The sequence below is a fragment of the Streptomyces chartreusis NRRL 3882 genome (assembly GCF_900236475.1).
Taxonomy (GTDB): Bacteria; Actinomycetota; Actinomycetes; order Streptomycetales; family Streptomycetaceae; genus Streptomyces; species Streptomyces chartreusis_D.
The window spans coordinates 6,920,938-6,936,032 of the sequence record NZ_LT963352.1 but is presented as its reverse complement, the minus strand read 5'-3'; the positions used below and the strand labels follow the sequence as shown (position 1 = coordinate 6,936,032).

At 71.9% G+C, this 15,095-nt stretch carries 14 protein-coding genes; 2 read left to right on the top strand and 12 right to left on the bottom strand.

Annotated elements, in window-relative coordinates; genetic code table 11:
- Positions 1 to 17: 17 nt before the first annotated feature.
- From SCNRRL3882_RS31365 to SCNRRL3882_RS31320, 10 genes are all read right to left on the bottom strand, one after another.
- A complete protein-coding gene (locus SCNRRL3882_RS31365) occupies positions 18 to 1,526 on the bottom strand; it encodes a glycoside hydrolase 43 family protein (protein ID WP_010037890.1) in 1,509 nt (502 codons plus the stop codon).
- Positions 1,523 to 2,371 carry a PmoA family protein gene (locus SCNRRL3882_RS31360; protein WP_010037892.1) on the bottom strand — a complete coding sequence of 283 codons (849 nt, stop codon included), beginning with the start codon at positions 2,369 to 2,371 and terminating at the stop codon, positions 1,523 to 1,525. The genes SCNRRL3882_RS31365 and SCNRRL3882_RS31360 overlap by 4 nt, the downstream gene beginning before the upstream one ends.
- Positions 2,368 to 3,555, bottom strand: a complete 1,188-nt coding sequence (locus SCNRRL3882_RS31355) for a Gfo/Idh/MocA family protein (RefSeq protein ID WP_010037893.1) — start codon at positions 3,553 to 3,555, stop codon at positions 2,368 to 2,370. The genes SCNRRL3882_RS31360 and SCNRRL3882_RS31355 overlap by 4 nt, the downstream gene beginning before the upstream one ends.
- Entirely contained in the window at positions 3,552 to 4,835 is a 1,284-nt protein-coding gene (locus tag SCNRRL3882_RS31350) for a pectate lyase family protein (RefSeq protein WP_029181035.1), read from the bottom strand. Before SCNRRL3882_RS31350 ends, SCNRRL3882_RS31355 begins: the two co-directional genes overlap by 4 nt.
- Positions 4,832 to 5,728, bottom strand: a complete 897-nt coding sequence (locus SCNRRL3882_RS31345; RefSeq protein WP_010037895.1) for a carbohydrate ABC transporter permease — start codon at positions 5,726 to 5,728, stop codon at positions 4,832 to 4,834. Before SCNRRL3882_RS31345 ends, SCNRRL3882_RS31350 begins: the two co-directional genes overlap by 4 nt.
- Positions 5,725 to 6,660, bottom strand: coding sequence for a carbohydrate ABC transporter permease (locus tag SCNRRL3882_RS31340; protein WP_010037896.1), 936 nt, complete (start codon positions 6,658 to 6,660; stop codon positions 5,725 to 5,727). The genes SCNRRL3882_RS31345 and SCNRRL3882_RS31340 overlap by 4 nt, the downstream gene beginning before the upstream one ends.
- Positions 6,661 to 6,772: 112 nt before the next feature.
- Positions 6,773 to 8,503 carry an L-arabinonate dehydratase gene (gene araD, locus SCNRRL3882_RS31335; RefSeq protein WP_010037897.1) on the bottom strand — a complete coding sequence of 577 codons (1,731 nt, stop codon included), beginning with the start codon at positions 8,501 to 8,503 and terminating at the stop codon, positions 6,773 to 6,775.
- The gene (locus SCNRRL3882_RS31330; protein WP_010037900.1) at positions 8,500 to 9,411 is read right to left on the bottom strand and encodes a dihydrodipicolinate synthase family protein; all 912 of its coding nucleotides are present in this window, start codon (positions 9,409 to 9,411) and stop codon (positions 8,500 to 8,502) included. Before SCNRRL3882_RS31330 ends, araD begins: the two co-directional genes overlap by 4 nt.
- Entirely contained in the window at positions 9,408 to 10,067 is a 660-nt protein-coding gene (locus SCNRRL3882_RS31325; protein ID WP_010037903.1) for a GntR family transcriptional regulator, read from the bottom strand. The genes SCNRRL3882_RS31330 and SCNRRL3882_RS31325 overlap by 4 nt, the downstream gene beginning before the upstream one ends.
- A gap of 152 nt (positions 10,068 to 10,219) precedes the next feature.
- Entirely contained in the window at positions 10,220 to 10,816 is a 597-nt protein-coding gene (locus SCNRRL3882_RS31320; RefSeq protein ID WP_010037906.1) for a TIGR03086 family metal-binding protein, read from the bottom strand.
- A gap of 161 nt (positions 10,817 to 10,977) precedes the next feature.
- Here SCNRRL3882_RS31320 and SCNRRL3882_RS31315 point away from each other — a divergent pair, with 161 nt between their 5' ends.
- On the top strand, positions 10,978 to 11,517 hold the full coding sequence (locus tag SCNRRL3882_RS31315) for an SRPBCC family protein (RefSeq protein WP_010037908.1): 540 nt from the start codon (positions 10,978 to 10,980) through the stop codon (positions 11,515 to 11,517).
- Between the two features lie 78 nt (positions 11,518 to 11,595).
- The gene (locus tag SCNRRL3882_RS31310) at positions 11,596 to 12,834 is read left to right on the top strand and encodes an MFS transporter (protein ID WP_029181036.1); all 1,239 of its coding nucleotides are present in this window, start codon (positions 11,596 to 11,598) and stop codon (positions 12,832 to 12,834) included.
- Here SCNRRL3882_RS31310 and SCNRRL3882_RS31305 read toward each other — a convergent pair.
- Together SCNRRL3882_RS31305 and SCNRRL3882_RS31300 are read right to left on the bottom strand one after the other, a co-directional pair.
- Complete coding sequence (locus SCNRRL3882_RS31305) at positions 12,771 to 13,937, bottom strand: hypothetical protein (RefSeq protein ID WP_029181037.1); 1,167 nt, start codon at positions 13,935 to 13,937, stop codon at positions 12,771 to 12,773. The genes SCNRRL3882_RS31310 and SCNRRL3882_RS31305 overlap by 64 nt on opposite strands.
- Complete coding sequence (locus SCNRRL3882_RS31300) at positions 13,934 to 14,875, bottom strand: 5-dehydro-4-deoxyglucarate dehydratase (RefSeq protein ID WP_029181038.1); 942 nt, start codon at positions 14,873 to 14,875, stop codon at positions 13,934 to 13,936. Before SCNRRL3882_RS31300 ends, SCNRRL3882_RS31305 begins: the two co-directional genes overlap by 4 nt.
- Positions 14,876 to 15,095 lie beyond the last annotated feature (220 nt).

Sequence of the window (15,095 nt, the reverse complement as noted above, 5' to 3'; positions counted from 1 at the left end):
TTAGGACTTCAGGTGCTTTACGAGGCGCTGATCCGGAACTGGGTGAACGTCGCCGCGCCGGCGTGTCCCTGACCGGCGGGCGCGAGGGCGACGAGCCCGAGCAGGGCGCCGACCCAGCGCCAGGGGGTGGCGGCGAAGACCGGGCCCGACGGCCGGAAGCCGTCGCCGACGTCGGCCGAGAAGCGGCAGCGGGCGCCCGCGCCGATCTCGATCCGCAGCCGGGCCCGGTCCCCGGGTGCGAGCCGCGGGTGGGCGGCGTCGCGTTCGGCCTCCGCGACCGCCTCGGCGAACCGGTGCACGAGGTGCGCGGTGCCGTCCGCGCCCCGCTGGAGGCCGATCCAGCCGAACGCGTCCCCGAGGACCGCGAGACCGGCCCGGGCCCCGGGCTCGTTGCTGTCGAGCCGCAGCTCCACCTCGACCGTGCAGGGCGTGCCGGGCAGCCGCTGGGTGAGCACGTTCGGCAGCTTGCGCAGATCGTGCGCGTCGGCCGAGCGGACGCAGGTCAGCCGGAGCCCGTCCCCGGAGTGCTGGGTGGCCCAGCCGTCGCCCGGGTTGGCGGTCCACTGCCACTGGCGTCCGTACCGTCCGCCCGGGAAGTCGTCGTCGGTGGCGGGCGCCGCGGGCGGCTGCTGCGGCAGGTCGGGCATCTCGTGCACGGCGACGGGGGCGCCGTCGTCCCCGAGCACCGGCCAGCCGTCCGCGCCCCAGCGCATCGGCTGGAGGTGCACGACCCGGCCGTAGGCGCCGCGCTGCTGGAAGTGCAGGAACCAGTCCTCGCCGGACGGGGTGCGCACCCAGCCGCCCTGGTGGGGGCCGTTGACGTCGGTGTCCTTCTGCTCCAGGACGATCCGCTCCTCGTACGGCCCGAAGAAGCCGCGCGAGCGGAAGGCGCCCTGCCAGCCGGTCTCCACGCCCCCGGCCGGGGCGAGGATCCAGAACCAGCCGTCGTGCTTGTAGAGCTTGGGACCTTCGAGGGTGAACCAGCCGGGTATGCGGTCGCCGTCGACGATCACCTTGCCCTCGTCGAGGAGTTCGGTGCCGTCGGGGCGCATGCGGTGCCCGGTGAGGCGGTTCTTGATCCCGGAGCGGGACCTGGCCCAGGCGTGGACCAGATAGGCCTCGCCGGTCTCCTCGTCCCACAGGGGGCAGGGGTCGATCAGGCCCTTGCCGGCCTTCAGCAGGTGCGGGCGGGTCCAGGGGCCTCTGATCCCGGGGGCGTTGACCTGGAAGATGCCCTGGTCGGGGTCGCCCCAGAAGATCCAGAAGTGTTCGTCGTGGTACCTGAGGGACGGGGCCCAGACGCCGCAGTCGTGGCGGGGCCTCTCGAACTCCTCGGCCGGTTCCAGCCGTTCGAGGGCGTGGCCGACCAGGGTCCAGTTCACCAGGTCACGGGAGTGCAGTAACGGCAGTCCGGGGACGCGGCCGAAGCTGGAGGCGGTCAGGTAGAAGTCGTCGCCGACGCGGACGACGTCCGGGTCGGACCAGTCGGCGTCGAGAACCGGGTTGCGGTAGGTCTCGGCGGTCACGGGCTCACCGCCTTGCGGACGAGGGCCGCCGCGGCGTCCCGGTCGAGGCGGCCGTCGGCGACGACGGTGACCACCCGGCGGACGACGGTCTCACCCGGCGGGACCGGCAGCCGCTCGCCGTACGCCAGCGAGGAGCCGACGCCCGGGTACTCCTCGGTGCGCACGAACCACGGGTCGCGGCGGGTCTGTTCGGTGGCGCCGGCGAAGACCAGCGTCCAGGTGCCGCCCCGCAGGGCGAGCCAGTCGGCGGGGCGGCCGTGGACCTGCCCCTCGCCCTCGGCCCCGGCCGTGAGGACCTCCGGCGCGGAGGACTCCTTGCGGGCCCGCCAGAAGAAGCCGCCGTAGGCCGCGCCCGGCCGTCCGTTGGTCGCGGGGCTGCCGATCGACAGCGGGTTCCTGGTGACGTTGGTGAGGGAGAAGGTGAGGTCCAGCGCCCAGGCCTGGTCGGTGAGTGCGGTGGCCGCGACCGTGCGGCGCTCGCGCAGCAGCTCACCGCCCGCGGCGACCCAGCGCAGCTCCTCCACGAAGCCGTCCGGGTCGCGCAGCTGGAACGCGACGTGCCGCTGGGAGCCGTGGTTGTCCAGCTCGGTCGGGCCCTGGTCGCGGACGTAGGTGCGCCCGCCCCAGAAGTTGAACCCCTCGACGTCGGGAACGGCGACACCGACGCCGAGGTGGTGTGCGTGGTCGGCGGGGGCCAGTTCGGTGACCGCCGTTCCGGCCAGGGTGGTGACGGGGTGCAGGTACGGGCGCGGGGAGAGCCGTGCCGGCAGCTCGGGCCGGGTGACGTACCGGCCGACCGGCCGGCCCGCGACACGCAGTACCGCGGTGTCGTTGCCGCTGGTCATCTGGTGCTCACCTCTTTCGACAGGTGCGCCGCATGCAGCGCCCAGGGGGCGCCCAGCTCGGAGTAGAGGGAGAGGGTGTCGGCGGAGGCCGCGACGAGCCCGTCGATGCCGGGCACCACCCGGCGGTTCTCACCGGGGACGCGGTGCCAGGCGGTGTCCGGCAGCGGCGCCGGGTCGGGAGCAGTGCGGATGGCCTCCACGACCTTCATGAAGGCGCCGGTCGCGTCCGGCGGGACCAGCAGGTCGGCGCCGGTGGTGAGGTGCGCGACGAGGTTCTCCAGCAGGTCGGTGCGGCCGTGCTCGAACTCCTCCGGGCCGTGCCCCGCGCGCTGGAGCAGCACGCGGTCCTGCTTGTACCAGAAGGTGATGCGGCCGGTGCTCCCGTGCACGAGGACGTACGGTTCGTCCGCCCGCTCGGCGCACAGGGTCGCCGCGACGGTGACCGGGTGGCCCTGGGCGGTGCTGATCCGGACGCAGGAGGTGTCGTCGGACTCGATGGCGTTGGCGCGCAGCAGTTCGGTCTCGATGCCGGTGACGTCCTCGGCGCGGGTGCTGCCGCCGAGGGCGAGTGCCGTGGCGACGGCGTGGGCGAGCGGGTTGGTCAGCGCCCCGTCGATCACGTCGACGCCGTTCAGCCGCCGTTTGCCCGCCCAGGGCGCCCGCCGGAAGTAGTCCTCGTCCCGCACCCAGGCACCGGCCCCGCCGAGCCCGACCAGCCGGCCGATCGCCCCCTCGGCGACCAGCTCGCGGATGGCGGGCAGGGCGTGCGAGCCCAGCGACTGGAAGCCGATCTGGCAGACGACCCCGGCGGCCTCGACCCCGTCGGCCATGCGGCGGAACTCCGCGTACGAGGGGGCGGGCGGCTTCTCCAGCAGGAGGTGCACGCCCCGCTCGGCCGCGGTGAGCGCGAGGTCGGTGTGGGTGGGGATGGGTGTGCAGATCACGGCGATCCGGGCGCCGGTGGAGTCCAGCAGGGCGCCGAAGTCGGCGGACTGCTCGGGCGTGCCCAGGCCGTCGAGCTCCGCCTCGGTCAGCGGAGTCAGTTCGCAGACGCCGGCCAGCCGGACGAGGCCCAGCTCCTGGAGGCGGCGGATGTTCTCGACGTGCCAGCGGCCGTGGCCCCGGGCGCCGGCGAGGACGACAGGCAGAGGTGTGTTCATGGAGTCGATCATGCGACCGGTCATGGGATCCTCCCCGCACCCGCGCCGCGGGCCACCGCCCGGTCGGCCGCGGCGGCGCTGTCGATCCGCCCGTGCAGGGCGGGTGTCCAGCCGACGTCGTCCGTCAGGTCGCGCTCACTGCCCGAGTTGTAGGCGTTGTAGATCATGAGCAGGTCAACCGGAAAGCCGTTGAAGAGCGTGCCGCCCTGGTGCAGGGCGCTGCCGTTCCAGCTCTTGACCAGGTCGGCGACCTCCACATGGCCGGGGGCGTGGAAGGCGTTGTTCTCGGCGTAGATCCTCGACTCGGTGGAGACGCCGAGGGAGTAGCGGTAGTCGTCGGTGATCTCGTAGCGGTTGTTGTAGACGTGTACCTGGCCGAAGCGGACGCGCGGGGCGCGCTGGACGACCGACTCGAACGCGTTGTGGTGGAGGGTGACCCGGAGCTTTCCGCGGTCGCCGGTGGCGGTGTCGCCGTTGCCGATGAGCATCGCCTTGTCGTGGTCCGCGAACCGGCTCCAGGAGACGGTCACCAGGTCGGAGCCGTTCGTGATGTCCAGCAGTCCGTCGTGGCGCAGGTAGTTGCGGGCGAAGTAGGTGGGCTCCTGGGCGTCCGGGTGGCCCTTGTCGCTCAACGTCACGTGGTCGACCCACACATGGGTGGCGCCGGTCAGCCAGATCGTGTCGTACGCCGTCTTCCAGTCGCCGAGTCCGCCGGTGTTGGGCTGCCAGACGGGGAAGCAGTCGTAGGCGTCGCGGATGTCGAGGTTGCGGATGATCACGTTGCCCGCGTTCCGCACCTGGAGGCTCGCGCCCTTCAGGACGGCCGAGTCGCCGAGCCCGACGATCGTGGTGTTGGAGCCGACGGGCAGCACGACCCGCTCGGCCTGCCGGGCGGCGGAGGCCTGGCGGGCCTCCTCCTGCGGGCCGCTGGGCTTGGCGGCGCCCCAGGTGCGGGGGTCGTAGGCGGCGAGGTACTTCTTCAGGCTGTAGCCGCCGGTGGCGTAGTCGGAGCAGTCGAGACGGTCGCCGTCGTCGTCGGTGTTGGCGTCGATCGTCCCGGCGATCCTGATGATCTTCGGGGTGTCGCTGCCGCCGTCGAGGGCGCGGACGAGTCCCGCGCGGTCCGTGACCGTGTGGACGTGGTCGGCGTCGGCGGCCGCGCCTCCGGTGGTGCCCGCTCCCTCGGAGGCCCAGCCGTCGTTCGCGGGCAGGGTGTCGCGGCCGATGTCCCGTGCCTCGGCGTGCGCGGGGACGCAGAGCACGCCCACCAGCCCTGCCGCGACGGCGAGTTGACGTAGTCTCATCCCTTCACCGCCCCCGCGCTGAACCCGGTGATCAGCCACTTCTGGATGAAGGCGAACACGATCACGACCGGCACGGCCGCGATGATGCCGCCCGCGGCGAGCGCGCCGAGGTCGACGCTGTCCGCGCTCATCAGGGTGTTCAGGCCGACCGGGATGGTCTGCTTGTCCTGGTTGTTGAGGAACATCAGGGCGAACAGGAAGTGGTTCCAGGAGTGCACGAAGGCGAAGGAGCCGACGGCGATCAGGCCCGGCCGCAGCAGCGGCAGCACGACGATCCGGAAGGCCGTCATGCGGTTGCAGCCGTCCACCCAGGCCGCCTCCTCCAGGGAGTACGGCACGTTCTTGATGAAGTTGCTGATCAGGATCATCGACAGCGGCAGCTGGAAGACCGTCTCGGCGAGGATGACACTGCCGAGGCTGTTGATCATCTGGAGTTCGGCGAAGATCTCGAACAGCGGGACCAGCAGCAGCGCGCCCGGCACGAACTGGGAGCACAGCAGGCCCAGCATGAACGCCCGCTTGATCTTGAAGTCGAACCGGGCGAGGGCGTAGCCGCCTGCCAGGGCGACGAGGGTCGTCATCACCAGGGTGGCGACGCCGACGAGCACGCTGTTGGTGAAGTAGGTGCCGAAGCTGCGCTCCGTCCACACCTTCTCGAAGTGGTCGAAGGTCATCGGCCAGGGCACGAGCGAGGTCGAGCCGGCCGGGCGCAGGGCGAAGAGCAGGATCCAGTAGAAGGGGATGAGGGTGAAGACCAGGTAGATCCCCAGGGGCAGGTAGATCTGCCAGCGGGGGGCCTCGTCCCAGGCGCGCTTCCCCTTGGCGGGACGCGGCGGTTCGGGGGCCGTGGGCGCCGGAGCGGGCGCCGCCTTGGTGGCTTCCTTGACGCTCACTTGCTCTCGCCTCCGAACTTGCTCAGCCGCAGATAGACCATCGAGCAGAAGAGCAGGATCACGAACGCGACCGTGGTCAGGGCGGACGCGTAGCCGAAGTTGTGGGCGTCGACCGAGGTGTTGGCGATGTAGAGCGGGAGGGTCGTGGTCTCGCCCGCCGGGCCGCCGCCGGTCAGCGTGTAGAGCAGGTCGACGTTGTTGAACTCCCAGACCGCGCGCAGCAGGGTGGACAGGATGATGGCGTCCTTCAGATGGGGCAGCGTGATGTGCCAGAACTGCTTGAGGCGGCTGGCCCCGTCGACCTCGGCTGCCTCGTACAGGTCCTTCGAGACGGACTGGAGGTCGGCGAGGATGAGGATCGCGAAGAAGGGCACTCCGCGCCACAGATCGGCCACGACCGCCGCCGGGAACACCGTGGAGGTGTCCGACAGCCAGCTCGTGCCGTAGGAGCCGATGCCCATGTCAGCGAGGTAACGGGTGATGCCCGTCTGGGAGTTGTAGAGCAGCACCCAGATCGCGGAGGTCAGCACGCCGGAGACGGCCCACGGGGAGAAGACCAGGGCGCGCCCCAGGCCCCGGCCCACGAAGGTCTGGTTGACGATGAGGGCCAGCGCGAGACCGAACAGCAGTTGCAGGCCGACCTCGACGAAGACCCACTTGGCGCTGAAGACCAGGGTGTCCCAGAAGACCGGGTCCTCGGTGAAGGCGTGGACGAAGTTGTCGAAGCCCGCGTATCCGTTCCGCCACGGCTTGGTGGGGTTGTAGTTCTGCAGGCTGTAGTAGAAGACGCTGATGACCGGGTAGGCGATGAAGCCCAGCATGAGCAGGGCGGCCGGTGCGATCAGCAGGTAGGGAAGCCTGCGCGGCGTGGCGGAGGCACGGCGCCGCCGGGGTGGCGCGGGCGGTTTCGCCACGGCTGCGGCTTGGGCCATGACTGTTCTCCGTTCTCAGTACGTCGTGGTACGTCGTGCGTGCGTGGGAAGCGCTTTCTTCCTGTGCAGGGTCGTGCCGGGTCGTGCTGAGGTACTGGGGTGGTGCGGTGGTTCAGCCCGCGTACGGGTCCTGCACCGTGCCCGAGCGTGCCAGGAACTCGAAGTCGCAGCCGGTGTCGGCCTGCGTGATCTGCTCGTTGTAGAGCGCGCCGTAGCCGCGCTCGTACCGGGTGGGCGGCGGCGTCCAGTCCGCCCGGCGCCGCGCCAGCTCCTCGTCGTCCACGTGGAGGTGGAGGGTGCGCGCCTCGACGTCGAGGGTGATGGAGTCGCCGGTGCGGACGAGGGCGAGCGGCCCGCCCACGTACGACTCGGGGGCGACGTGCAGTACGCACGCGCCGTAACTCGTGCCGCTCATCCGGGCGTCGGAGATGCGGACCATGTCCCGGACACCCTGCTTGAGCAGGTAGTCGGGCAGCGGCAGCATCCCGTACTCGGGCATGCCCGGGCCGCCCTTGGGGCCGGCGCCCCGCAGCACGAGGACGTGATCGGGGGTGATGCCGAGCGCCGGGTCGTTGATGGTGCGCTGCATGGTCTTGTAGTCGTCGAAGACGACGGCGGGACCGGTGTGCTTGAGCAGGTGCGGCTCGGCGGAGATGTGCTTGATGACGGCGCCGTCCGGGCAGAGGTTGCCGCGCAGCACGGCGACCCCGCCCTCGGCGGCGACCGGGTTCTCGCGGGTGCGGATGACGTCGTCGTTGTGGACCACGGCGCCCTCGAGCTGCTCTCCCAGGGTGCCGTTGACGGTGGGCCGGTCCAGGTGCAGCAGGTCGGTGATCCGCGACAGGAAGGCGGGCAGGCCACCGGCGAAGTGGAAGTCCTCCATGAGGTACGTCTGTCCGCCGGGCCGGACGTTGGCGAGCACCGGCACGGTGCGGGCGATGCGGTCGAAGTCGTCGAGGGTGAGCTCGACCCGGCAGCGTCCGGCCATCGCGATCAGGTGGATGACGGCGTTGGTGGAGCCGCCGAGGCCGAGCACCGTGGTGACGGCGTCCTCGAAGGCCTCGCGGGTGAGGATCCGGGACGGCTTGAGCGCGGTCCAGGCGAGTTCCACGGCACGGCGCCCGGAGGCGGCGGCCATCCGCTCGTGCCCGGAGTCGACGGCCGGGATCGAGGAGGCGCCCGGCAGTGTCATGCCGAGGGCTTCCGCCGCCGCGGTCATCGTCGACGCGGTCCCCATGGTCATGCAGTGACCGGGTGAACGCGCCAACCCGCCCTGCAGTTCCCGCAGTTCGCAGTCGGTCAGGTTGCCCGCGCGGTGCTCGTCCCAGTACTTCCACATGTCGGTGCCGGACCCGAGGGTCTCACCGCGCCAGTGGCCCGGCAGCATCGGCCCGGCGGGCACGAAGAGCGCCGGCACGTCGGCCGAGGCCGCGCCCATGAGCAGCGCGGGCGTCGACTTGTCGCAGCCGCCGAGCAGCACCGCCGCGTCGATCGGGTACGACCGCAGCAGTTCCTCGGCCTCCATCGCGAGCAGGTTGCGGTAGAGCATCGGGGTCGGCTTCTGGTACGTCTCGGAGAGCGTGGCGACCGGGAACTCCAGCGGGAAGCCGCCGGCCTGCCACACCCCGCGCTTGACCGCCTCGGCGCGCTCGCGCAGGTGGACATGGCAGGGGTTGATGTCGGACCAGGTGTTCAGTACGGCGATCACCGGGCGGCCCTGGTACTCCTCCGCCTCGTAACCGAGCTGGCGCATCCGGGCGTTGTGCGACCAGGTGCGCAGCTGGCCCTCGGCCCCGTACCACTGGTGGCTCCTGAGGTCCTCGGGACGCAGCCTGCCGGTCATATCGACCACCCCGCGGCGATCGCGGCGACCTCGGCCCGCTCGCTCTCGGGCAGTTGCCTGCTCGGCGGGCGGACGTCCCGGCGGCACAGCCCGAGGGAGGCGAGGGCCTCCTTGACGACGGTGACGTTGTTGGCGGAGCCGCTGTCGGCGCGCAGTTCCTCGAAGCGGCGGATCTGCTCCCAGACCTTCATGGCGGCCGGGTAGTCGCCGGAGCGCAGCGCCTCGATCATGTTCAGGGAGACGGCCGGGGCGACGTTCACCAGCCCGGAGGTGAAGCCGGTGGCGCCCGCGGAGAAGTAGGAGGGCGCGTAGGGCTCGGCGAGTCCTGCCACCCACACGAAACGTTCCAGCCCGGCGTCCCGGGCGAAGGCCGCGAACTTGGCGGCGTCCGGGACGGCGTACTTCACGCCGATGACGTTCGGGCAGGCGTCGGCGAGTTCGGCGAGCCGGGCACCCGTGAGCTGCGCGTTGCGGATGTAGGGGACGACGCCCAGCTCCGGCACGGCCTGCGCGACGGCCCGGTGGTAGTCGACCCAGCCGGCCTGGGAGACGTACGGGTGGACGGGCTGGTGGACCATCACCATCTGGGCGCCGAGGTCACGGGCGTGCCGGGCGGAGGCGACGGCGGTCGGGATGTCGTGCCCGACGCCGACCAGGATGACGGCCCGCTCCCCGGCCTCGTCGATCGTCAACTCCGTGACGAGCCGGCGCTCCTCGGGCGTCAGGGCGTAGAACTCGCCGGTGTTGCCGTTCGGGGTGAGGGTGGTGATGCCGCCGTCGAGCAGACGGCGCAGCAGGGCCCGGTAGGTGTCCTGCTCGACGGAGCCGTCCTCGGCGAACGGCGTCACCGGGATGGCCACCACGTCGGCCAGGGCCGCCCGCTGGGTCTCGAACGCCACGCTGCTCATTCCTGACCTTCCTGTTCCAGTCCTGCCTGGGGGAAAGCACGCTGCACGAAGGACGCGATGTGGGAGTGCAGGGCGCGGGCCGCGGCGTCGGCGTCGCCGTCGAGGGCGAGCCGGAGGATCTCGCGGTGCTCGCCGGCCTCCCGCTCCCAGGAGGGCGAGGCGGCCCACGCGACGGCGGAGACGAGGGCGGCCTGGTCACGGACCTCGTCGAGCATCCGGCCGAGCAGCGGATTGCCGCACGGCAGGTACAGGGCGCGGTGGAACTCCCGGTTGGCGAGGGAGCGTTCGGCGGTGTCGGTGGCGGCGTCGGCCCTGGTCAGCGCGGACCGGGCGGCGTCCAGGGAAGCGCCGCGCTGCACGGCCCGCTTCAGCGCCTCGGGCTCCAGCAGCAGCCGGACGTCGTAGACCTCGCGCGCCATGTCCGCGTCCACCATGCGCACCGTGACGCCCTTGTACTGGCTCATCACGACCAGCCCGGTCCCGGCGAGGGTCTTGAGCGCCTCGCGCACCGGGGTCTTCGACACCCCGAACTGCGCGGCGAGCTCGGTCTCGACCAGCGCCTGGCCCGGCGTCAACTGCCCGGTGAGGATGCGGTGTTTGATCCCCTCCAGCACGTACTGCGTGCGGGAGGGGATCGGCGTGGGCACAGAGGTCATGCGCGCCTCTCGGATCTCGCGTCCCCTGGGGGATCACGTATCGGATCTCGCGTATCGCGTCTCATATATGACGTACGAAGTACGACGCGATGACGGTAGGAGGGCGCGTTTGTTTCGTCAATGCTTTCGACGAAGGAAGTAGCAATCGCTTTCTACGACCTGGACGTCCACCCCGGATCCCGGCCGCTCAGACCCACCGCCCGGTCCAGCAGCGGCGCGTCGGGCTCGACGGGGACGACGGGGCCGAAGATGTCGCCCCGGCCGGGGTCGTCGACCGCCGCTTCGAGGAAGTCGTGGCAGACCTGGAGCGCGGCCGGGTCGGGGGTGTACGCCTGGCCGGTCGCGCGGGCCAGGTCCCAGCCGTGGATCACCAGCTCGTCGGTGGCGACGAGCCCGGCGACCTCGCCGGGCAGGTCCACGCCTCCGGCCCGGGTCATGCCGGTCCAGGCGGCCGGGTCGCGCCAGGCCTCGGCCAGTTCGGCGAGGACCTTGGGCAGCTCCTCGCGCCAGCCGGGCCCGATGTCCGGGCGGGTGGAGCCCGGGCTGGTGTCGGTCGTGACGCCCAGGTCCTTGCGGCCGGCGTCACGGAAGGCGACGGTCAGCCCGACCAGGTGGCCCAGCAGGTGGCGCACCGCGTACTCCGGGCAGGGCGTCGGGTCCGCCAGTCGCGCGTCGGTGACGCCCTCGGCAAGGCGCGCCAGGACCGTCGTCTGCGGCCCGAGGTCGAGGGTCGGGGTGGTGTCGGTCATCCGTGGTTCCTCCTGGTTCGGTCTCCTGCGAAGTAGACCGACGGTGCACGCGGAACTCATCGCCGGGACGCCGTCCGCCCTCAGGAATCGTGACCTGTGGCCGGCCAACCTAAAATGCACATAGGGGTTGTTCCAGGCACCTTCGGTGACAGGTGGTGCGTATGACACGGGACGGCGAGCTGAGACTCCATCTGCAGTGCGAGCTGGACGATCTGTGCCCGGTCGTGTTCCGAAAGCTGACCGACCCCCGGGAAGTGGCCCGCTGGTGGGGCCCGGACGGGTTCAGCACCCCGAGCGTGGAGATCGACCTCCGCCCGGGTGGTGCCTACCGGATAGCGATGCAGCCCCCGGAAGGCGAGCTGTTCTACCTGGTGGGCGAATACATCGACGTCGATCCCCCGGTGGGCCTGTCGTACACCTTCCGCTGGGAGGAGCCCGACCCTGACGACCGGGAGACGGTGGTGACGCTGTCACTGCACGACACCGACATCAGACGGTCCGAACTCACCCTCGACAGGGCCCCTTCGCCACTGAGCGGCGGCTGGCCCTCCACGAGGAAGGCTGGGTCCAGGGTCTCGGCAAGCTCGGGGAAATGCTCGCGTCGCAATGGGATTGATCACCGTCCCCCACGCCGGACCGGTGTTCCCCGGCATGCGGGCGAACCCGGGATGACGACGCGCCCGTGTGACGACGACCGGTGAGGCGGCCACCCGTTCCGAGCGGAACTAAGGCACCCTCCCGATCCGCCGGCACGGTCCTTAGGCCCACAGTGGCCAGGCATGACGCATGAAACGACCCGGCCCCTCGTGCGTGTCCTGCGCGACCGCGACTCCGGGCTCTACCTCTCCGGAGTGGTGATCTCCGGCTTCGGCACCTCCGCGTTGTGGCTGGCCTCCGGCGTGTGGGTCAAGGACCTCACCGGCTCGGACGGCCTGGCCGCGCTGTGCGTGCTCGCCATGTGGCTGCCGACCCTGGCCGGACCGCTGCTGGGCACGCTCGCCGACCGGGGCCGCCGCAAACCGCTGCTGATCGGCCTGAACCTGCTCCTGGGCGCCCTCCTGCTCACCCTCGTGGGCGTCGACGACCCGGGCGACCTGTGGCTGCTGTACGCGGTGCTGTTCGTGTACGGCGCCGCGGGTGTCGTCCATGACGCGGCCGAGTCGGCGCTCGTGGCGACCGCCGTCGACGCGTCCCTGCTCGGCGACTTCAACGGCCTGCGCCTGACGGCCACCGAGGGCATGAAGCTCCTGGCGCCGCTCGCCGGCGCGGGCCTGTACGCGGCGTACGGCGGTGCGAGCGTCGCCCTCCTGGACGCGGCGACGTTCGTCCTGGCCGCGGGCCTGTACGCGCTGCTGCGGGTGCGGGAGGACAAACCCGCGCCGCCCACCGGCAGCCGCCGGGAGCGGACCGCCGAGGGCGCCCGCCACCTGTGGGCGCACCCCGTGCTGCGCCCCTTGGTGCTGGCGGGCGGCGCCACGATGCTGTTCGCCGGCGTGAACGGGGCGGTGGTCTACGCCGTCGTCGACGACCTCGGGCACTTGCCCGCCTACGCCGGTGTGCTGTACGCCGTGCAGGGCGCCGGGTCGGTCGCGGTCGGCCTGCTCTCCGGCACCGCTCTGCGCCGCCTGGGCGAGCGGCGCTTCGCGGCGTACGGCATCGCCCTGCTGGCTGTCGCGGTGGCCCTGCGTGCGGTGCCCTCCGACCCACTGGCGCTGGCGTGCAGCGCGGCGGTCGGTGCGGGGCTGCCCGCGGTGCTGATCGCCGCGCTGACGTCGGTGCAGCGCGAGACGCCGGGCCCGCTGCTGGGCCGGGTCACCGCCACCGCCAACACGCTCGTGTACACGCCGAACGTGGTCGGACTGGCCGCCGGGGCGGCCCTGGTCGAGCTGGTGAGCCACCGGCTGGTGCTGGTGGCCCTGGGCGTGGCCCTGCTGGTGACGGCGGCCCCGCTGTTTCAGAGCCGGGCGAGAGCGGAACGGACGGTCTCCAGGTCGCCGTCGGACGCCAACCCGGCGTGATACAGCCGCAGTTCTGTGGCACCGAGCCGCCGCGCCTCGACCGCGTCGGCGGCGAGGGTGCCGGGGCTGCCGCCCATGCCGGAGACGACGGTGAAGTTGGCCGCGATGACCGCACCCTCCTTGACCTGCCGGGCGAACGGCGTCAGGGTGCCGGTGCCGCCCGCGCAGGGCACGACCACACCGTCCGCGACGGACAGGATGTGCGCCGGGTCGACCCCCGGGTTGGCACCGACGTGGTACGACACCGGGTCCGCGTGCAGCAGCACCTGGAAGCCCTCGGGCGCGACCGCCCGGACCGCCGTCACGGCATCCTCCTGGAGCGTGCGGGCGGTTTCGTCCCGGTACGCGCGCGTGGTGCCGGCGAGCGTCTCGCCGAGGAGCTTCTCGACGCCCGTCCAGCCTCCGTCGGACGGCGTCACCCCCTGCCACACCGGCTCCAGCGCGGTCCGTACGGCGGCGGCCAGCTCGTCGGCGTCCAGGCCGTGCCTGCCGTAGCCCTCCCGGCAGGACGGGCAGAAGCACAGCGCCATCAGGTACTGCCCGGCGTCGCCGAGGCCGACGCCGCCGGTCTTGTCGTGGGCGTGCAGATGTTGCAGGCCGTACCAGCCGAGCGACTCCAGCTCGGTGCCGCGCGCCCCGGGCCGAACGGCCGCCTCCGCCGCAAGGTCGGTCAGGTACGCGCGCGTGGCGGGCTGCGCGATGCAGGGTGCCCAGGGGTAGCGGTCGCCGTAGGCGTTGACGACCGAGGTGTCGGGGTGCTCGGCCCCCAGGCGGGAGTTGTGCGCGAGGACGACCCAGGTGTGCACCTCCAGGCCGGCGCCCGTGAGCGCGTCGGCCGCTGTGCCGAAGGCGTCCCCGGGGGCCCAGTCACCGGCCTGGTAGGGGCGCAGTTCCCGCCCGTCCCAGCGGTCGTCCGCCGGGTACAGCACGGCGGCGTGCTCGGCGGTGACGATGCGGTGGCGCGGGTGGCGGGGGGTGAGCGCGCGCGTGGAGTGGTAGGCGGCGGCGAGCGTCACCTGCTCCACGCCGAGCGCCGCGATCCGCGCGGGCGCCTCCGGGTCCCCGTTGACGTCCCAGGGGTAGACGAATGCCGACGCCTTCACTTGGCCTCCTCAAGCAGCGCGTAGCCACGCTCGATCACTTCGGCGAGCTGCTTGACATGATCCTCGGTCGGCTCGTGCAGCGGGGGCCGCACCTCCCCCACGTCCAGTCCGCGCAGCCGGACGCCGGCCTTGACGAGGGCGACGGCGTAGCCCCGGCCCCGGGCGCGCAGTTCGACGAAGGGGCGGTAGAAGCCGTCCAGCAGCTTCTCCACGGTGCTGTCGTCGCCGCCGCGGAGCGCCTGGTGGAAGGCGAGGGCGATCTCGGGCGCGAAGCAGAACACGGCCGACGAGTAGAGCGTGACGCCGAGGGCGCGGTAGGCGAGCTGGGTCTGTTCGGCGGTCGGCAGGCCGTTGAAGTAGAGGAAGTCGCCGGGGACCTCGGAGCGGACGGCGCTGATGACGCGCTGCATGAGGTCGAGGTCGCCGAGCCCGTCCTTGAGGCCGATGATCCCGTCGGTACGGGCGAATTCGACGACGGTCTCCGGGGTGAAGACGGCGTTGTCGCGCTGGTAGACGATGACGGGCAGGGCGGTCGCGGCGGCGACCTCCCGGTAGTGCCGCAGCAGGCCTTCCTGCCCGGCGACGACGAGGTACGGCGGCATGGCGAGCAGCCCGTCCGCCCCGGCCGCCTCGGCGAGCCGGGCCCAGCGCACGGCGAGCGCGGTGCCGTACCCGGCGCCCGCGACGACCGGCACGCGCCCCTCGGCCGCCTCGACGGCGACCCGTACGCACGCCTCGAACTCCTCGGGCGTGAGCGCGTGGAACTCGCCGGTGCCGCAGCAGGCGAACACGGCGGCGGCTCCGGCCTCGACCCCGCGGCGCACGTGCGTGCGGTAGGTGTCGAGGTCCACGGAGCCGTCGGGGCCGTAGGGGGTGACCGGGAAGAACAGCGGTCCGCTGGGGAGGTTGAGGCGGGCGGCGAGAGGGGCTGACGTCACGAGCTCTCCCGGTTCCATATTCATGTTTGCCGTCTATATTTCTGAACGTCTCCACGCTAAGGTGCCGCCTCGGCGCCGGTCAAGCGCGCGAACCCGCGACGCACCAGCGGATTCACTCCTTCCGCGGCATACTTGACGGGCTCCGCCCCAGATCCTTAGCGTGTCCACGAATATGAATGCCGTGCACTCATGTGCACGGCATGGGAGATTCAAGGAGACC